Here is a 17,909-nt window from a genome sequence, read left to right as displayed (position 1 = left end):
GTATAATTTTCAAAGATGAATGAAAGGCGTGAAGTCATTGAAAGACAAACAAGTGTATGCAGTAGTTGACCTTGAGACGACTGGAACAGATCCTACAAGTGATCGGATCATTCAGTTTGGATGCGTTCTCGTTCAAGATGGAAAGATTATTGCGAACTTTGCGACAGATGTGAATCCCAATCAAGTAGTACCAAAACAAATTCAAAGTTTAACTGGGATTAGTAATACGCAAGTTCAAAAAGCGCCTTATTTTGAAGATGTAGCACATACAATTTATCATTATCTGGAAGATACTATTTTTGTGGCGCATAACGTCCACTTTGATTATAATTTTTTAGCTCGTGAACTGGTACGGTGTGGCACGCCGCCACTTACCATTCCAGCCATTGATACAGTGGAATTGGCACAGATTTTTTTACCGACAGAAAAAAGTTTCCGTTTAAGTGATTTGTCGGAAAGTTTAGGTTTGTCTCATGAGAATCCCCATCAAGCAGATAGTGATGCGCAGGTTACAGCCGAACTTTTGTTATTAATTCAAGAAAAAATGAAATCTTTACCATTAGTCACTATGGAAAAAATTGCGGAATTAAGTCAACAGACAGCGCGGGAAACCAGTGCCTTTATTCAACAAACGTATGAACAAATGAAAAAACAAGTCACACCATTAAATCCAGCTTATCAAGTGGTCAGTGGCATTGCTTTACGCAAAAAAGAAGTTCCTCTTTTTGAAGAAACGTTCTATCAGACTAGTACGTATCCCAAAACTAAAAAAGCCAAAGAAAAACTGTTTGGCGAACGTTTCGCTTATCGTGCGGAACAGAGTCGGATGATGAATTTAGTCTATGATCATTTTACAGAAGGAACGACAAAAGATTTATTTATTGAAGCAGCGACTGGAACGGGAAAAACATTAGGCTATCTGTTGCCGATGAGCTATTTAGCAACGCCAGAAAAACCAGTCATCATTTCAACAGTTTCGATTGTTTTACAAAATCAATTAGTGGAAAAAGATTTACCATTAGCCAATCAAATCTGCCAAGGGAAATTACGAGGCATTGTTATTAAAAGCCATCGACACTATCTTGATTTACAACGCTTTAAGGCAACGTTGAATCAGCCAACTCCGCAAAAACAATACGCTCTTTATCAAATGGGCGTTCTCGTCTGGTTGCTAGAAACAGAAACGGGCGATTTAGATGAACTACAATTGACGAATTTAAATCATTTATTCTGGAAAGAAGTTACACATCGCGGATTGGATTTTCTTTCAAAAAAAGATGAACTTTATGAAGTTGACTTTTTAAGACATCTGTATAAAAAAGTCGCTCAAAGTAACGTGTTGATTGTTAATCATGCATTTTTGGCGCAAGAGTCGCTAAGAAAACAACCGTTATTACCTGAAAGTCCGTGGCTAATTATTGATGAAGCACATCATTTACCAGACATCGCTAGTCGGATGGCGAGCGAACGAGTGAACAGTGTGATACTAAAAAAACAAGTCACACATTTTATTGAAAAAGAACAACTTTTTGTTGCTTTACAGCAAATTTTTCAACAGTTTTCTGAAGAGCAGCGGTTTGTAAAAATTTATCAGCAAGGTTTACTGGATTTTGTGGATGAATGGCAAGATTTTCTTTTTGAATTGCATCGTTTATTTAGTAAAACGCAGAAGCGGATAGACCATCAGGAGTTGCTTTTAACCAAAGAACGTATTGATTATTTATCTGCTGCGGGAGAAAAACATAGTCAAACGCTCCAGCTTTTACTGCAGGAGTTGTTAACTATTCAAAGTAAGTTACAGCAAACAATTATGAGTCAGTTGGAAACCTTTAGTTTGGCTGATCGCATCGTTTTTGTTCGCTTGTTTCAATTTTTTGATGAAATTGAACGTATTCATCACTGTTTTACCATTTATCTTGATGATTGGCGTCCACGTTGGGTAAAAGAATATTTACCACAAAATGAAGACCATGGCTTGATTGAAATTCATGACTTAGAAGCTAGTTTGCTTCCTGAAACAAAGTGGTATCCGCGGTATGAACGAATTATTTATACAAGCGGCACATTGAAGTTTGGCAACAATAAAAAGTATTTACCGCAACGGTTAGGTTTAACAGAGGTGACGTTCAAAACCCTGCCAACGCCATATAACTATGCAGAAAATGCGCGAGTCTATGTACCGGAAGAAGCAGTAGCCATTCAAAATGCCTCTTCCTATGAAATGGGTCAATACATTTCAGATACCATTGAAAAATTGATGGCGCAAGAGGAACGTTCGCTGTTGGTTCTTTTTACTTCGCATGAATTATTGTCCACTGTGTATCATCAAGTCCAGCCGAGATTATTGGAAAAAGGACAAGAGGTCCTCGCCCAAGGGATTAGCGGCAGTCGTGAAAAAATTCTTAAACGGTTCTCTAATGGAAAACCGAATGTCTTGCTAGGAGCCGATAGCTTTTGGGAAGGTGTGGACTTACCAGGAACAGCTTTACAGTTATTGATAGTCACGCGTTTACCTTTTGAAAACCCGAAACGACCACTTGTGCAAGCAAAATATGCGTATTTAGAAGCAGAAGGGATACAACCATTTGCTCAAGAAGCGGTACCGAAAGCAGCCTTACGTTTGCGACAAGCACTGGGCCGTCTAATCCGTTCTGAAGAAGACAGAGGGGCATTGCTGATTCTGGATCGTCGTTTAGTCACTGCAAAATATGGCAAACGATTAATCAAAGCGTTTCCCAAGGGACTTTCAGTAAAAGAAGCGCCCATGCCTGAAATTTTAGAAGAATTAAAGGAATTTTTAAACAAATAATCGATTATTTTTAGGTCATATTTGTGAAAGGCCGCTATTTTTCTGCTATAATAAGACCCAGTAAGTTTAGAGAGGATGGAAGGATTTTTGGAGGAATTAGAAGAAAAGAAAGAGAAGAAACGGATTACTGTCCTTTTAACCCTATTGGCAATCCTTTTAGCAATTCTTGTAACAATAATTATCTTTTTTGTACGAACCAATCAACCAATGGCTCAAGCCAAAAAAGAAGCAACCGCAATTGCCAAAACTTCTGCTAATTTAGAAACAGTTGATAAATTTTACTGGTTTACACGCAAAAATACGTATTTTACTTTAACCGGCAAAAATGATAAAGGCACAGAGATTGTCGTGATTGTCCCTAAATCGGGAGAAAAAGTCACGGTCTTAAATCAAAAAGATGGTCAAACTGAACAACAAATAACAGACATTGTTGCTAAAGCCCATCCCGATGAATCGGTGATGAAAGCTACGTTAGGGCTTTATGATAAGCGCCCTGCATGGGAAGTGGTCACCGAAAATGATCAAGGAGTACTAACATATTATCTTATGAGCTTTGATAAAGGCGAAGAGATCAACGTTGTCAAAGATATTTAATTTAGATAGGTTTTGATGAAAGTGGGAGTGAAAGGTGTATGAACGTATCAAATCGAGCACAGCAATTGACTCCTTCTGTTACATTAGCAGCTGCCGCCAAAGCGAAAGCATTAAAAGCAAAAGGTGTAGATGTTTTAAGCTTAACGGTTGGGGAACCAGATTTTGTGACCCCAAAAAATATTCAAAAAGCAGCAATTGCTTCAATTGAGGATGGAAGAGCAAGTTATTACACACCTTCTGGCGGCATTCCTGAATTAAAGCAAGCAATTGTCTCTTATGTGGAACGAGAATATCAACTTCGTTATCAACCCAAGCAAGTTATTGTGACAGATGGTGCCAAATATGCGCTGTATCTATTATTTCAAGCCATTTTGAACGTTGGGGACGAAGTGATTATCCCTGTCCCTTATTGGGTAAGTTATGGTGAACAAGTCAAGTTAGCAGAAGGCAAGCCAGTGTTTGTATCAAGCACGCAAGAGCAATCATTTAAAGTGTCAGTCGCACAATTAGAAACTGTACGAACGGACAAAACAAAAGCAATCATTTTAAATTCACCATCTAACCCAACTGGTGTTATTTATACGGAAGAAGAATTACGCCAAATTGGTGAATGGGCAGTTGCTCATGATATCCTCATTATTGCAGATGATATTTATGGTCGTTTGGTGTACAATGGACATCGGTTCACACCAATTGCAACCATCTCAGAAGCAATTCGCCAACAGACAATCATTATTAATGGCGTTTCCAAAACATATGCAATGACAGGCTGGCGCATTGGTTTTGCAGTCGGGGATGAAAAAATTATTCAAGCAATGACACAACTCGCTTCACAATCCACCAGTAATCCAGTCGCAGTTAGCCAATATGCGGCAATTGAGGCTTTAACAGGTGAACAGTCGACAGTTGAAGACATGCGTCAGGCCTTTGAAAAACGCCTAAATCATATCTATCCAAAAGTAGCAGCTTTGCCAGGCGTTTCGCTAATAAAACCTGAAGGCGCCTTTTATCTATTCCCGAATGTCAAAAAAACGTTAGAAATTTGTGGGTATGATAACGTGACTAATTGGGTGGAAGATTTATTACAAGAAGCGCATGTTGCTCTGGTAACGGGAGAGGGCTTTGGTGCACCAGAACATGTGCGGATGAGCTATGCGACAGATTTAATGACGTTAGAAAAAGCGATTGAGCGAATGAATGACTTTATAGAAAAGAAACGAATTCAGCACAACGCCTAAAAGAATAAACTAAGAAATGAACGGAGAGACAGACGTGGAACAAATTCAAATTATTGATTCAAACAAACATGTTGGAGAAACAGTAAAAATTGGCGCTTGGATTGCTAACAAACGCTCAAGCGGAAAAATTGCCTTTTTACAATTACGTGACGGGACAGCCTTTTTCCAAGGTGTCGTGTTCAAACCAAACTTCATTGAAGCCTTTGGTGAAGAAGCTGGTACAGAAAAATTCCAAGAAATTAAACACTTATCACAAGAAACAGCAGTCATGGTTACTGGTGTTATCAAAGAAGATAGCCGTTCTAAATTCGGCTATGAAATGGATATCACTGATTTAGAAGTCGTTGGCGCTTCAGAAGATTACCCAATTACGCCGAAAGAACACGGCACAGATTTCTTAATGGATCATCGTCATTTATGGTTACGTTCAAGCAAACAACATGCGATCATGTTAGTTCGTAACGAAATTATTCGTGCTACTTACGAGTTCTTTAATGAACAAGGATTCATTAAAATTGATAGCCCAATTTTAACTGGCTCAGCACCAGAAGGCACAACAGAATTATTTGAAACAGATTACTTCGGACAACCAGCATTCTTATCACAAACAGGTCAATTATATGCAGAAGCTGGTGCGATGGCATTTGGAAAAGTCTTTACTTTTGGACCAACCTTCCGCGCGGAAAAATCCAAAACTCGTCGTCACTTAACGGAATTCTGGATGATTGAACCAGAAATGGCATACACAACTCATGAAGAATCACTAGATATTCAAGAAGCCTACGTAAAACATTTAATTAAATCAGTATTGAAAAATCAACAATATCCATTGGATGTTTTAGAACGTGATACAGCTTTACTGGAAAAATATGTTTCGGAACCATTCAAACGTATTACTTACGATGATGCGATTGAGTTATTACAAAAAGAAGAAGCAAACAATGATTATGATCACATTGAATGGGGCGAAGACTTTGGTAGCCCACATGAAACCTTTATTTCAAATTACTATGGCGTTCCAACATTCATTTTAAATTATCCAAAAGCTATTAAGGCCTTTTACATGAAACCACATCCAACACGTGAAGATGTTGTAATTTGTGCCGATTTAATTGCGCCAGAAGGTTATGGTGAAATTATCGGTGGTTCAGAGCGTGCAACTGATTATGATTATTTGAAAGAAAAAGTAGCTGAGTTTGGCTTATCTGAAGAAGAATACAGCTGGTATTTAGATTTACGTAAATACGGTTCTGTGCCACATTCTGGCTTCGGATTAGGTTTAGAACGTGCTGTTACGTTCATTACTGGTAATGAACACATTCGTGAAGCGATTCCGTTCCCACGTATGTTAAACCGTATTTATCCATAGAGAACAATAAAAAAAAGAACTTCAGCAAAAGCCGAAGTTCTTTTTTTAATTCTGCCATAATTTTTGCATCTGGTCCAAAATATCAATGACTTCTGTCGTGAAAAATAAGGAGCGGTTGGGTTGAGTACCTTTGATTGCTTCAACCATATTGTAGATTTCATAATTCATGGCTTCAGCTGAGTACCCAGAAACGATGGTCTCAACCGTACCGTCATTGTAGTGAACAATCGCTTCATCTGCACGTGGATAATCTGTAATGGTAATATAGGCATCTTCAAAAGCAACAATTCCTTGCTTTGGCATTTTTGCTTGGAATGTTAATGAAATAGTCGCCAACTCATTTTCTTTATTCCGAAGCAATGTCACCGATTGTTCATCAACACCAGTAGAGAAGGGAACCATGCTAGAAGCTAAAACGTCTGGCTGTGAGCTGAGAAACCAACGAGCAAACGAAACCGCATAAGTACCAATATCTAACAATGCGCCGCCTGCTAAGTCAGGATTAAAAAAGCGATTTTTAGGATCGGGTTCTTTGTAACTTCCAAATGGTGCTTGAATCATTTTTAACTGACCAAATTTGCCAGCATCCATCAAGCGACGTAATTCGTCGTATAGTGGCATGTTAAAAATAGTCATGGCTTCTGCTAAAATAAGGTCATTTTTTTCTGCAACTGCCAAGGCTTGTTTTAATTCTGCCGCGTTCATCGTAATAGCTTTTTCACACAACACATGTTTTCCGGCCTGGAGCGCTTTTAAAATGTGTTCAGCATGTTGTTTATTTGGTACTGCTATATAGACAACATCGATTGTTTCATCTGCTAGCAATTCTTCATAAGAACCATAGGCTTTAGGGATTGAATAATCAGCGGCAAATTGTTCTGCTTTAGTCAATGTCCGCGAAGCAACAGCTGCAAGTTGGCTAGTTTCTTGTTTAAACGTTGAAGCAAATTCGTGGGCAATCCCACCTAATCCGACGATGCCCCATTGATATAATTTTTTTGTCAAAAGAAGTCCTCCTAATCTATGCAATTTCTTCAAATCTTCTTCATTATTTATTATACTGTAAACAAGAGAAATTAGAAAACAAGGACAATTTTGTAAATATGATAAAATCCAGAGATAAAAAGATGCTTTTTTTAGAGAATTTCAGTAAAATAGAAAATGGAGGCGAATGATTATGCATCAAGTTTATGTAGATATTATTGTTGACGCAATTATTGAACAGTACCAAACAGAAGAAAATTTTTACTCCGCTTATCAAATTCAAGCAGCCGATTGGCAAGCTTGGAAAGAAGGCCAATTTGGTTTGGACAATGAAGTCATGCAAAAAATTAAGAATTTGTTTACGGATTATGAGTGGATGCTGACTCAAAAAATACTCCGCCAAACCATCTTATTTCCGGAAAAACGTAACCTAGCTGTTTCGGAATATAAACGGTTAAAAACAACAATTGCCAAAAAATGGCTACAATCTGATTTGGGCGTTGTAGAATTGATTCCTAACAATAAACAGGAACAAGAAATTGCTGCTGGTTATATCGATTTGAAAGTGACGCTGGCCTATGGTGAATGGGGTTTTGATGACATTATTACATTCCGGTTACCAGCTACGATTCAACGACAATTGGAAGGTTCAAAAGTTGAATTATTAGATTGGGTCAATGAAAATCTGATGGATACTTACGTAGGTGAATAACGAATAGGAAGGATGGTCTTTTGAAATACACAATTGCTGGGATTTTATCTGTGATTATTATGTTTGGTGCGGTAATTTTTGTCTTTTTTGGCAAAAAGCCAGTTGAAGAATCTGTTCACACATCAACTGAAACAACAGTGAAATCGTCCACTAAAATTTCTGAAAGTAGTACAGTTTCTTCAACTGCTACCACTGAATCAAGTACTGAAATCACGAGCGTAAGCAGTGATGAAAGTTGATAATTTTCTGTGAAAATGATACAATTATTCGGTTATAGTAACAAATGAAATCAATCACGAAAGTGAAAGATAGTGAAACATTTTATCGGAAAATAAAAGATGAAGTGGGGAATTAATGAAGTGAGCAACTATCAGAAAAAAAGAAAAAAGCAGCTGAATTTGCCAAAGTTATTCTTAGGCGTAGTTGTCGTCGGTTTGGCCTTTGTCTTTTCGTTATCTGTCCTTTCTGATTCAGATAAGGGACAAAGCGAGTCAGTCAATCGCCAAAATGAAAACATCTCAAAAGAAGAATTTGTTGCTGAAATCACACCGTATGCACGTGAATTACAAGAATCTTACGGGGTGTTACCAAGTATTATTATGGGGCAAGCAGTTTTAGAATCAAATTTTGGACAAAGTCAATTAGCATCGAAATATAACAATCTTTTTGGGATTAAAGCATATGGCAATCAACCAAAAGTCAATTTAGAAACAAAAGAGTATGTCAATGAGGTCTGGATTACGATTCAGGGTGATTTTCGAGTTTATGACAATTGGGAAGAATCCATGCGAGATCATACCAAGTTATTTGTTGATGGGGTCGATTGGGATCCAAATTTATATGAAAAAGTCTTGTTAGCCAAAAATTATAAAGAGGCCGCACAAGCGCTTCAAGATGCTGGATACGCAACGGATCCTACATACGCTGATAAGATCATTCATGTAATTGAAGAATACAATTTAAATAAATACGACCGTTAAGCATGGAGGAACGATGACAATGAGCGAAAAGTGGATTCCAGAAATTATGACGCCGCTGAAACAAGATATTGTAAAAATGCCAGAGATTATTCGGCAAGCCAGTGGCATTAAAATTTTTGGCCGTAAAATAAAATCAATTATTTTTACGACAGATATTGCGATTATCCGCAATACGGATGCACAGGCAGTGATTGCTGTATATCCTTTTACACCGCATCCAGCGATTACAAAAGGCATTATTGAAGCAGCGGATATTCCTGTCTTTTCAGGAGTCGGCGGCGGTTTAACGCAAGGCATGCGTTCTGCTTATATGAGTTTATTTGCAGAAGCACAAGGCTCAATGGGTGTTGTTTTGAATGGTCCTACACCAATTGAAACAATTAAAATGGTGGATGAAGCAATCGATATTCCTATTATCAGCACAGTAACTTCTATTCATACGCCAATTGAGGAAAAACTTGCGGCTGGCGTGGATATGATTAATATCAGTGCAGGAAAAGACACTGCAGCCACTGTACGCTATTTTCGTGGCAAGTATCCAGAATTACCGATTATTGCAACAGGAGGACCAACTGAATCGAGTATTCATGAAACCATTATCGCCGGAGCGAATGCTATTACATATACGCCCCCTAGTAACGGTGAATTATTCAGCAAAAAAATGAAAAAATATCGTGAACAAGAAAAAGCAACCGATGAAGAATAAAAAACGCTTTGGCAGCCGATCCTGCCAAAGCGTTTTTGGCTATTTAATGTTCGCTTTTACGGAACAATGGAAGAATGAACCAATTATTTGAAAATTCTAATGAAAAAAAGTTGTTAAACCATTGAAAGTTAGAGATTTTTGTACTATCCTAGAGAAACATAGAAGCTTGTATAAGGTCAAAATACGGTTGACCGTCTCTACCCAGCACCGTAAATGCTGGTCTATAAGTGAAGAAGAGCGGATAGCCCTTTTTTGCTTTGGCAAAATGGGCTTTTTTCTTTTGTTAGAACACGAATATAAATAGCACTTTGTTTTATTTCGTTCGTTTTTAACGAACCGTCCTTTCCTCAGGATGAGAACAAAGCATCTATCGAAAAATAAGTAAAGGAGTTCATATTGTGAAGGAATTAGTCGAACGTATTAAAAATGATGGCCGTGTATTAGGTGAAGGTGTTTTAAAAGTAGATAGTTTTATTACGCACCAAGTGGATCCAGAATTGATGGAGGCTATGGGTAATCGTTTTGCTGAGGTTTTCGCAGAAGCAGGCATTACCAAAGTAATTACAATTGAAGCATCAGGAATCGCTCCTGCCTTATACGCAGCGCAAAAATTAGGCGTGCCAATGATCTTCGCGCGTAAGGCAAAAAGTTTAACCATGGATGAAGAGCTTTTAACAGCTTCAGTTTATTCATTTACAAAACAAGTGACAAGTCAAATTTCCATTTCAAGAAAATTTTTATCTGATGCTGATAAAGTGTTGATTATTGATGACTTTTTAGCTAACGGACAAGCTGCTAAAGGATTGGTAGAATTATGCCAACAGGCTGGTGCAAAGGTTGAAGGAATTGGTATCGTAATTGAAAAATCATTCCAAGATGGTCGTCAGTTATTAGAAGACATGGGCTTAAATGTAGTCTCTTTAGCACGTATCGCTTCATTAAGTGAAGGAACGGTGACGTTTTTAGAGGAGGATGCATAATCTTGGAAACAAAACAATTGAATACACAACAACAGACGGAAACACCAAATGGGAAAGCCGCCGTTTTAGGATTGCAACATTTATTAGCGATGTATGCTGGAGCAGTTGCCGTACCTTTATTAATCGGAACCGGCTTGAATTTTGATTCGCAACAAATGACGTATTTGATTTCAATCGATATTTTTATGTGCGGCGTTGCGACACTTTTACAATTGACGGTGAATAAGTTTTTTGGGATTGGCTTGCCAGTCGTTTTAGGTTGTGCCATTCAAGCAGTTGCGCCTTTAATCATGATTGGTACGAACAAAGGGGTTGGGGCAATTTACGGTTCAATTATTGCTTCGGGCATTTTTGTCGTTCTTATTGCAGGATTTTTCTCAAAAATTAAACGTCTATTTCCGCCTTTAGTCACCGGCACAGTCATTACAGTTATTGGTTTGACCTTAATTCCTGTTGCTGTTGAAAAAATGGGTGGCGGCTTAGCAACGGACAAAAGTTTTGGTGATCCTAAAAACTTGCTTCTCGCATTTGTAACAATTGCCTTAATCATTGTTGTGCAAGTTTGGGGACGTGGCTTTATCAAGTCAATTGCCGTGTTAATCGGCCTAGTCGGCGGCACAATTTTAGCTGCATTTCTGGGATTAGTTGATTTGTCTCCTGTTGGTCAAGCTACGTGGTTTCACTTTCCACAGCCATTTTATTTTGGCAAACCAACGTTTGATCTTTCTTCTATTGTGTTGATGATTATTATTTCAATTGTTAGTATGGTTGAATCAACAGGTGTTTATTTTGCCTTAGGAGACATTACAGGGAAAAAAATTGGCGAAGATGATTTACGTCGTGGGTATCATGCAGAAGGCTTAGCCGTCATTTTAGGAGGGATTTTTAATACGTTTCCTTATACAGGTTTCTCGCAAAATGTCGGGTTAGTTCAATTATCTGGGATCAAAACACGTCGGCCAATCTATTTTTCTGCTTTTTTCTTAATTATTTTAGGCTTATTACCAAAAATTGGTGCGATGGCTCAAATTATCCCAGAGCCAGTTTTAGGCGGCGGAATGCTGGTTATGTTTGGAATGGTGGCTGTCCAAGGAATGCGCATGTTGTCAAAAGTTGACTACTCAAATGACAAAAATTTATTAATTATTGCCATTTCGATTGGCTTTGGTTTAGGCTTTAATATTATGCCAACGCTCTTTAATAAAGTACCAGAAACTGTTAGCATGTTTACTGGTAATGGAATTGTCATGAGCAGCATTACCGCAATTATTTTAAATCTTTTATTCAATGGTTTAAAAGAAACCTCAGAAAGTAACGAATAGTTTCAAAAAAGTATGATAGATAAGGTCAGGTGGCTTTTCTTTCATACTTTTTTGACCTCATCATCGTTTAGAAAAATTTAATGTTTTCATCAATTTGAAGAGAATAAGAGAAAAATGCTTGGTTACAAAGAGACGAATAGTAAGTTACCGCTGTTTTATCCTAAAATATGTTAATAAATTCTGATGAGAAAACCTAAGGGAAACACTGCTGGCACTTGAAGTTGAGCCTTTTTCCTTGTATCATGTAAAAAGAGCACTCTTAAAGGCTAGACTGCGACGAGAAACCGCAGAAGGATTTTAAGGATAAAACTGTGATGGAAAGTTGTGATGAACTTGGATAAACCACTATTACCTGGTCAAGTGATTGGTATCATTGGTGGCGGACATTTAGCAAAAATGATGGCCCTTAGTGCAAGAGAAATGGGGTTTCGAGTGGGTGTGCTAGATCCACAAATTGATTGTCCTGCTGCACAAGTTGCCGATTGGCAATTATTAGGAGCATATAATGATCCTGAAGCGTTAGAGAAATTGGCAAAACGTGCCCAAGTGATTACGTATGAATTTGAACATGCAGATGTTGATGCGTTAACAGCGATTCAACATTTGGCGAATATACCGCAAGGAACAGACATTTTAGCAATTACGCAAGATCGTTTAATGGAAAAAAGTTTCTTGGAAGATAATAATATTGTGATTGCACCTTATGCAACGATTGTTAGTCCGACTGATATTCAAGAAGCAATTGATGGCATTGGTTATCCGTGTATCTTGAAGAATACGCGAGGGGAAGGTCGTTATGTACTACATAGTACTTCAGACTTAGCGCCATCCATGAATCTTCTGAGAGAAGGAACCTGTGTCTTGGAAGCTTGGATTCCTTACGAAAAAGAATTATCTGTTCTGATTTCTGGTAATGGTCGTGGCGAATTTGCGACATTTCCAGTTGTGGAAACAATTAAAAAAGAGCGTAAGCTACATGAAACGATTGCGCCAGCCCGAATTGATGACGAAGTCAGTGGCGAGTTGCAACGAATTGCTAAGGTGATTGCTAAAGCTGTTGGTTTAGTCGGCACCCTTTCAATTGAAATGTTTTATACAGAAACAGGCGGGATTTATGTAAATAAAATTTTACCTCGTCCAGAAGATGCTGGGAATTTTTCTATAGATGCTTGTTCTTTTAGCCAATATGATACGCATATTCGTGGTTTATGTAATTGGCCAATGCCAACGATTCAACTGTTGTCAGAAGCGGTTACGGTCAATGTGCTTGGGAATGAAGCCTATGAAACGATGGACATTATTAATGAACATCCAGATTGGCATTTCCACTATTATGGGCACAGTGAAGCAAAAGAGCAACGAGCGATGGGGCATATTACTATATTAACCAAAGAAATCGATGAAACACTGGAAGAAATTAAAGAAACAAAGATTTGGTCGTAATTATTTTTCAAAAATTGAGGAGTAAAGAGGGGATAAGGCACAATGATTGATCGTTATACAAGACCCGAAATGGGCGCAATTTGGACAGATGAGAACCGCTACAAGGCATGGCTAGAAGTTGAAATTTTGGCGGATGAAGCTTGGGCAGAACTTGGCGAAATTCCTAAAGAAGATGTACAAAAAATCCGAGAAAATGCATCATTTGATGTTGCACGTATTTTAGAAATTGAAGCAGAAACTCGTCATGATGTTGTCGCTTTTACTCGTGCCGTTTCAGAAACGCTTGGTGAAGAGCGAAAATGGGTGCACTATGGCTTAACCAGCACAGATGTTGTGGATACTGCCTATGGTTATCTATTGAAACAGGCGAATGATATTTTACGGAAAGATTTACAAACATTTACGGAGATTGTCGGAGCCAAAGCCAAAGAGTATAAACATACGGTCATGATGGGCAGAACGCATGGTGTTCATGCAGAACCGACTACATTTGGTTTGAAATTAGCGTTGTGGTATTCTGAAATGAAACGCAACATTGAACGTTTTGAACATGCAGCCAAAGGTGTCGAAGCGGGTAAAATCAGTGGAGCCGTAGGTACCTTTGCCAATATTTCACCATTTGTTGAAGAATATGTTTGCGAACATTTGGGAATCCGTGCTCAAGAGATTTCGACACAAGTTTTACCACGTGATTTACATGCAGAATATGTTTCTGCCATGGCATTAATTGCGACAAGTATTGAAAAATTTGCAACAGAAATTCGTGGTCTACAGAAATCAGAAACGCGTGAAGTAGAAGAATTTTTTGCAAAAGGACAAAAAGGGTCTTCGGCAATGCCGCATAAACGGAATCCAATTGGTTCTGAAAATATGACTGGTTTGGCACGTGTGATTCGTGGTCATGTCATTACTGCCTTTGAAAATGTGAGTTTATGGCATGAACGAGATATTTCTCACTCGTCTGCTGAACGGATTATTATTCCCGATACGACGATTTTACTAAATTACATGTTGAATCGTTTTGGTAATATTGTCAAAAACTTAACGGTCTTCCCAGAAAATATGAAACGTAACATGGATGCGACCTACGGACTAATTTACAGCCAACGTGTCTTATTAAAATTGATTGACCATGGCATGACACGTGAAGAAGCGTATGATCTGGTCCAACCAAAAACAGCTTACGCATGGGATCATCAAACGGCGTTCCGTCCGTTGCTAGATGCGGATGAAAAAATTACTTCTGTCTTATCAAAAGAAGAGCTAGATGATGCCTTTGACTATCATTATCATTTAAAAAATGTTGACACGATTTTTGAACGTGTTGGTTTAGGATAACAAGAAAGCGAGAAGGAGGATGATTCTTCTCGCTTTTCTCTTATAATGTTATAAACTGAAGGATTAAAAAACAAACGTATTGTTAAATACGTTTGTTTTTTTCTATACTTTTTTCGATTTATCCTTTATAATGTAACTTAAATAGTTACATTAACTATTTAATGCAAACAAAGGAGGAGAAGTATGGATAAACAACAGCGAGGCATTCAAGTGATTAGAATTTGGCTAGGGGTGACGATGCTAATTCATGGAGTGATGAAAGTAACGTCATTGGAAGATACTTTAGCGTTTTTTGCTAGTATTGGTTTGCCAAGTCTTTTCGTTTATGGTGTAGCGGCAATTGAATTAATTGGTGGGTTATTTATGATTATTGGCTTTTTAATTCCTTTGGTATCAGTAGGATTCATAGCAGTTTTAGTCGGAGCTATTTTTTCTTTTGGTTTGGCAAGTGGTTTTAGTGGTTATGAGTACGAATTATTTTTAGCAATAACCAGTTTGGCTATTTTGATTAGCCATGCCGATAAAAAGTATCTTACGTTAAAACTTTATTTTTAATAAATCAAAGCAATAAAGAGTTGGTCAAACTAGTTGTTATTGCGAAAAAAGCCCTAAAACAGTGATATTTAACTGTTTTAGGTTTTTTTTTATCGAAAAGGTCAAAAAAGGTCAATTTATTCATTGACCTTTACTGACCAATGGAGTATAATAAATTTATAAGGTTTACAGATACCTTAACTTTTGAAGAAATCCATCAAAAGTCGGATAATAATAATTGTAAAGAATGTTAAAATAAAAAAGACAAAACAATAAACGGGAGGGATCGTTTATGAATATTGAAAAAATGACAACCACGCTACAAGAGGCGATTGCTGAAGCTCAAAAAGTTGCGGTGACACGGCAACATCAAGAAATTGATATCGCACATTTATGGAAAATTTTTCTTCAACCAAACCATTTTGGGCGTAATTTTTACACAGATGCTGGTTTAGATGTTGACGCATTTGAACGAGAAGTAGATAACGCATTAGATGAATATCCAAGTGTGGCAGGCGGTAATGTGCAATATGGTCAAAATTTAAGTCAAAATTTGTTCCATTTATTGCAAGAAGCTGATTCACTTCGAGAAGAATTCCAAGATGAATTTTTATCAACCGAAATTGTACTTTTAGCTTTAATGAAATTGAAAAATTATCGTTTAACAAAATATTTAATGCAACAAGGCATTACGGAAAAAGAATTAAGAAAAAATATTGAAGAGATGAGAGGAGGAGATCGTGTGACTTCTCAAAACCAGGAAGAACAATATAAAGCACTAGAAAAATACGGTGTTGACTTAGTACAACAAGTAAAAGCAGGGAAACAAGATCCAATCATTGGTCGTGACGAAGAAATTCGTGACGTTATTCGGATTTTATCAAGAAAAACTAAAAATAATCCAGTCTTAATTGGTGAACCAGGTGTTGGTAAAACAGCGATTGTTGAAGGATTAGCACAACGAATCGTTCGTAAAGATGTTCCCGAAAACTTAAAAGATAAAACCATTTTTTCTTTAGATATGGGTGCCTTAATTGCGGGAGCAAAATTCCGTGGCGAATTTGAAGAACGGTTAAAAGCTGTTTTAAAAGAAGTGAAAAAAAGTGATGGCAAAATCATTTTATTCATTGATGAAATTCATAATATCGTCGGAGCTGGTAAAACAGAAGGCAGTATGGACGCCGGGAATTTATTAAAACCGATGCTAGCACGTGGTGAATTGCATTTAATCGGTGCCACAACGCTTGATGAATATCGCCAATATATGGAAAAAGATAAAGCCTTAGAACGTCGTTTCCAAAAAGTATTAGTCAAAGAACCAACAGTAGAAGATACCATTTCTATTTTGCGTGGCTTAAAAGAACGATTTGAAATTCACCACGGCGTGAATATTCATGACAATGCTTTAGTTGCTGCCGCTACTTTATCCGATCGCTATATTACTGATCGTTTCTTACCAGATAAAGCGATTGACTTAGTCGATGAAGCAAGCGCAACGATTCGAGTGGAAATGAATTCGATGCCAACAGAGCTCGATCAAGTAACACGTCGGTTAATGCAACTAGAAATTGAAGAAGCAGCCTTGAAAAAAGAATCAGATGATGCAAGTAAAAAACGGTTAGCCAACTTGCAAGAAGAATTAGCAGATTTGCGTGAAGAAGCCAACTCAATGAAAATGCAATGGGAAACGGAAAAAGAAGAAGTTAATGCGGTTTCCAATAAACGTGCAGAGATTGATAAAGCAAAACACGAATTAGAAGATGCTGAAAATAATTATGATTTAGAACGAGCTGCTGTTTTGCGTCATGGAACAATTCCACAATTAGAACATGAATTGAAAGAATTGGAAGAAAAGAACGCTAAAGATAACGTCAAAATGGTACAAGAATCGGTTACTGAAAACGAAATTGCGCAAGTGGTCGGTCGTTTAACCGGCATTCCTGTGACAAAATTAGTTGAAGGCGAACGAGAAAAATTAATGAAACTGAATGAAACATTACACAAACGTGTGATTGGTCAAGATGAAGCCGTCGATGCTGTTAGTGATGCGGTGATTCGTTCAAGAGCAGGCTTACAAGATCCAAATCGCCCACTTGGTTCGTTCCTTTTCTTAGGACCAACTGGTGTTGGTAAAACAGAACTTGCTAAAGCTTTAGCTGAAGATTTGTTTGATTCTGAAGATCATATGGTACGGATTGACATGAGTGAATACATGGAAAAACATGCCGTGTCTCGTTTAGTTGGTGCCCCTCCAGGCTATGTTGGTTATGAAGAAGGTGGCCAGTTAACAGAAGCTGTTCGTCGAAACCCTTATACAATTGTCTTATTAGACGAAATTGAAAAAGCGCACCCAGATGTCTTTAATATCTTATTACAAGTTTTAGATGATGGTCGTTTGACAGATTCTAAAGGTCGGGTCGTTGATTTTAAAAATACAGTTTTAATTATGACAAGCAACATCGGTTCTCAGCTTTTACTGGAAGGTGTGACACCTGAAGGAACAATTCCAGAAGAAGTTGAAAATCAAGTCATGAATATTCTAAAAGGACACTTTAAACCAGAGTTCTTAAACAGAATTGATGATACCATTTTATTCACACCATTAAGCTTGGATAATGTGAAAGGAATCATTGGTAAAATGACCGCACAACTTGCTCATCGTTTAGAGCAACAAGAAATTGTGTTGGAAATCACTGATGAAGCTAAAACATGGATTGCTGAAAATGGGTATGAGCCAGCTTATGGAGCTCGTCCGTTAAAACGTTTCATTACTCGTGAAGTCGAAACACCATTAGCAAAAGAAATTGTTTCTGGACGAGTAATGCCAAAAACAAAAGTCACGATTAGTCTATTAGACAATCAATTAGTTTTTGAAAATGAACCAATAGAAGAAGTATAAA

General features: G+C 37.6%; 15 protein-coding genes and 1 riboswitch. Of the genes, 14 read left to right on the top strand and 1 reads right to left on the bottom strand.

The window, feature by feature from the left end; genetic code table 11:
* The first annotated feature begins 19 nt into the window (after positions 1–19).
* The 4 genes from MKZ30_RS09090 to asnS all read left to right on the top strand — a co-directional run bounded on the left by MKZ30_RS09090 (position 20) and on the right by asnS (position 6,010).
* Entirely contained in the window at positions 20–2,809 is a 2,790-nt protein-coding gene (locus MKZ30_RS09090) for an ATP-dependent DNA helicase DinG (RefSeq protein ID WP_033600656.1), read from the top strand.
* Between the two features lie 75 nt (positions 2,810–2,884).
* Complete coding sequence (locus MKZ30_RS09085) at positions 2,885–3,403, top strand: cell wall elongation regulator TseB-like domain-containing protein (protein ID WP_002382785.1); 519 nt, start codon at positions 2,885–2,887, stop codon at positions 3,401–3,403.
* Between the two features lie 38 nt (positions 3,404–3,441).
* Positions 3,442–4,641, top strand: coding sequence for a pyridoxal phosphate-dependent aminotransferase (locus tag MKZ30_RS09080; RefSeq protein WP_010715361.1), 1,200 nt, complete (start codon positions 3,442–3,444; stop codon positions 4,639–4,641).
* A 16-nt stretch (positions 4,642–4,657) separates the two neighbouring features.
* Positions 4,658–6,010 (top strand): asparagine--tRNA ligase, encoded by a 1,353-nt coding sequence (asnS, locus tag MKZ30_RS09075; protein WP_002374359.1) that lies wholly within the window; start codon positions 4,658–4,660, stop codon positions 6,008–6,010.
* Between the two features lie 45 nt (positions 6,011–6,055).
* On the opposite strand, the gene MKZ30_RS09070 is transcribed toward asnS, so the two are convergent.
* The gene (locus MKZ30_RS09070; protein ID WP_002389307.1) at positions 6,056–7,015 is read right to left on the bottom strand and encodes a Gfo/Idh/MocA family protein; all 960 of its coding nucleotides are present in this window, start codon (positions 7,013–7,015) and stop codon (positions 6,056–6,058) included.
* 166 nt (positions 7,016–7,181) lie between these two features.
* Here MKZ30_RS09070 and MKZ30_RS09065 point away from each other — a divergent pair, with 166 nt between their 5' ends.
* The 10 genes from MKZ30_RS09065 (at position 7,182) to clpB (ending at position 17,908) form a co-directional block, all read left to right on the top strand.
* Entirely contained in the window at positions 7,182–7,706 is a 525-nt protein-coding gene (locus tag MKZ30_RS09065) for a hypothetical protein (RefSeq protein WP_002382789.1), read from the top strand.
* 59 nt (positions 7,707–7,765) lie between these two features.
* Complete coding sequence (locus MKZ30_RS09060; RefSeq protein ID WP_002384259.1) at positions 7,766–7,945, top strand: hypothetical protein; 180 nt, start codon at positions 7,766–7,768, stop codon at positions 7,943–7,945.
* 99 nt (positions 7,946–8,044) lie between these two features.
* Entirely contained in the window at positions 8,045–8,686 is a 642-nt protein-coding gene (locus MKZ30_RS09055; RefSeq protein ID WP_002366997.1) for a glycoside hydrolase family 73 protein, read from the top strand.
* A 19-nt stretch (positions 8,687–8,705) separates the two neighbouring features.
* Positions 8,706–9,392, top strand: coding sequence for a beta/alpha barrel domain-containing protein (locus MKZ30_RS09050; RefSeq protein ID WP_010816649.1), 687 nt, complete (start codon positions 8,706–8,708; stop codon positions 9,390–9,392).
* A 146-nt stretch (positions 9,393–9,538) separates the two neighbouring features.
* Positions 9,539–9,636: riboswitch (purine riboswitch) on the top strand.
* Positions 9,637–9,790: 154 nt separating this feature from the next.
* A complete protein-coding gene (locus tag MKZ30_RS09045) occupies positions 9,791–10,372 on the top strand; it encodes a xanthine phosphoribosyltransferase (protein ID WP_002356804.1) in 582 nt (193 codons plus the stop codon).
* A gap of 2 nt (positions 10,373–10,374) precedes the next feature.
* Positions 10,375–11,694, top strand: coding sequence for a nucleobase:cation symporter-2 family protein (locus MKZ30_RS09040; protein ID WP_033600655.1), 1,320 nt, complete (start codon positions 10,375–10,377; stop codon positions 11,692–11,694).
* 327 nt (positions 11,695–12,021) lie between these two features.
* Positions 12,022–13,137, top strand: a complete 1,116-nt coding sequence (gene purK / locus MKZ30_RS09035; RefSeq protein WP_002408810.1) for a 5-(carboxyamino)imidazole ribonucleotide synthase — start codon at positions 12,022–12,024, stop codon at positions 13,135–13,137.
* 42 nt (positions 13,138–13,179) lie between these two features.
* Positions 13,180–14,475 carry an adenylosuccinate lyase gene (gene purB, locus MKZ30_RS09030; RefSeq protein ID WP_002356808.1) on the top strand — a complete coding sequence of 432 codons (1,296 nt, stop codon included), beginning with the start codon at positions 13,180–13,182 and terminating at the stop codon, positions 14,473–14,475.
* A gap of 183 nt (positions 14,476–14,658) precedes the next feature.
* Positions 14,659–15,030 carry a DoxX family protein gene (locus MKZ30_RS09025; protein WP_002368998.1) on the top strand — a complete coding sequence of 124 codons (372 nt, stop codon included), beginning with the start codon at positions 14,659–14,661 and terminating at the stop codon, positions 15,028–15,030.
* 271 nt (positions 15,031–15,301) lie between these two features.
* The gene (gene clpB, locus MKZ30_RS09020; RefSeq protein WP_002356811.1) at positions 15,302–17,908 is read left to right on the top strand and encodes an ATP-dependent chaperone ClpB; all 2,607 of its coding nucleotides are present in this window, start codon (positions 15,302–15,304) and stop codon (positions 17,906–17,908) included.
* Position 17,909: the final 1 nt, after the last annotated feature.

The sequence above is a fragment of the Enterococcus sp. LX10 genome (genome assembly GCF_023539285.1).
Lineage (GTDB): Bacteria > Bacillota > Bacilli > Lactobacillales > Enterococcaceae > Enterococcus > Enterococcus faecalis.
This window is presented reverse-complemented; position numbering and strand designations above follow the sequence as displayed.

Coding starts and splice junctions, on each gene's coding strand:
- purK (WP_002408810.1), top strand. CDS start 12,022: ATGAACTTGGATAAACCACTATTACCTGGTCAAGTGATTGGTATCATT.
- MKZ30_RS09085 (WP_002382785.1), top strand. CDS start 2,885: ATGGAAGGATTTTTGGAGGAATTAGAAGAAAAGAAAGAGAAGAAACGG.
- MKZ30_RS09050 (WP_010816649.1), top strand. CDS start 8,706: ATGAGCGAAAAGTGGATTCCAGAAATTATGACGCCGCTGAAACAAGAT.
- MKZ30_RS09080 (WP_010715361.1), top strand. CDS start 3,442: ATGAACGTATCAAATCGAGCACAGCAATTGACTCCTTCTGTTACATTA.
- MKZ30_RS09065 (WP_002382789.1), top strand. CDS start 7,182: ATGATTATGCATCAAGTTTATGTAGATATTATTGTTGACGCAATTATT.
- MKZ30_RS09060 (WP_002384259.1), top strand. CDS start 7,766: ATGTTTGGTGCGGTAATTTTTGTCTTTTTTGGCAAAAAGCCAGTTGAA.
- clpB (WP_002356811.1), top strand. CDS start 15,302: ATGAATATTGAAAAAATGACAACCACGCTACAAGAGGCGATTGCTGAA.
- asnS (WP_002374359.1), top strand. CDS start 4,658: ATGAACGGAGAGACAGACGTGGAACAAATTCAAATTATTGATTCAAAC.
- purB (WP_002356808.1), top strand. CDS start 13,180: ATGATTGATCGTTATACAAGACCCGAAATGGGCGCAATTTGGACAGAT.
- MKZ30_RS09055 (WP_002366997.1), top strand. CDS start 8,045: ATGAAGTGGGGAATTAATGAAGTGAGCAACTATCAGAAAAAAAGAAAA.
- MKZ30_RS09090 (WP_033600656.1), top strand. CDS start 20: ATGAAAGGCGTGAAGTCATTGAAAGACAAACAAGTGTATGCAGTAGTT.
- MKZ30_RS09025 (WP_002368998.1), top strand. CDS start 14,659: ATGGATAAACAACAGCGAGGCATTCAAGTGATTAGAATTTGGCTAGGG.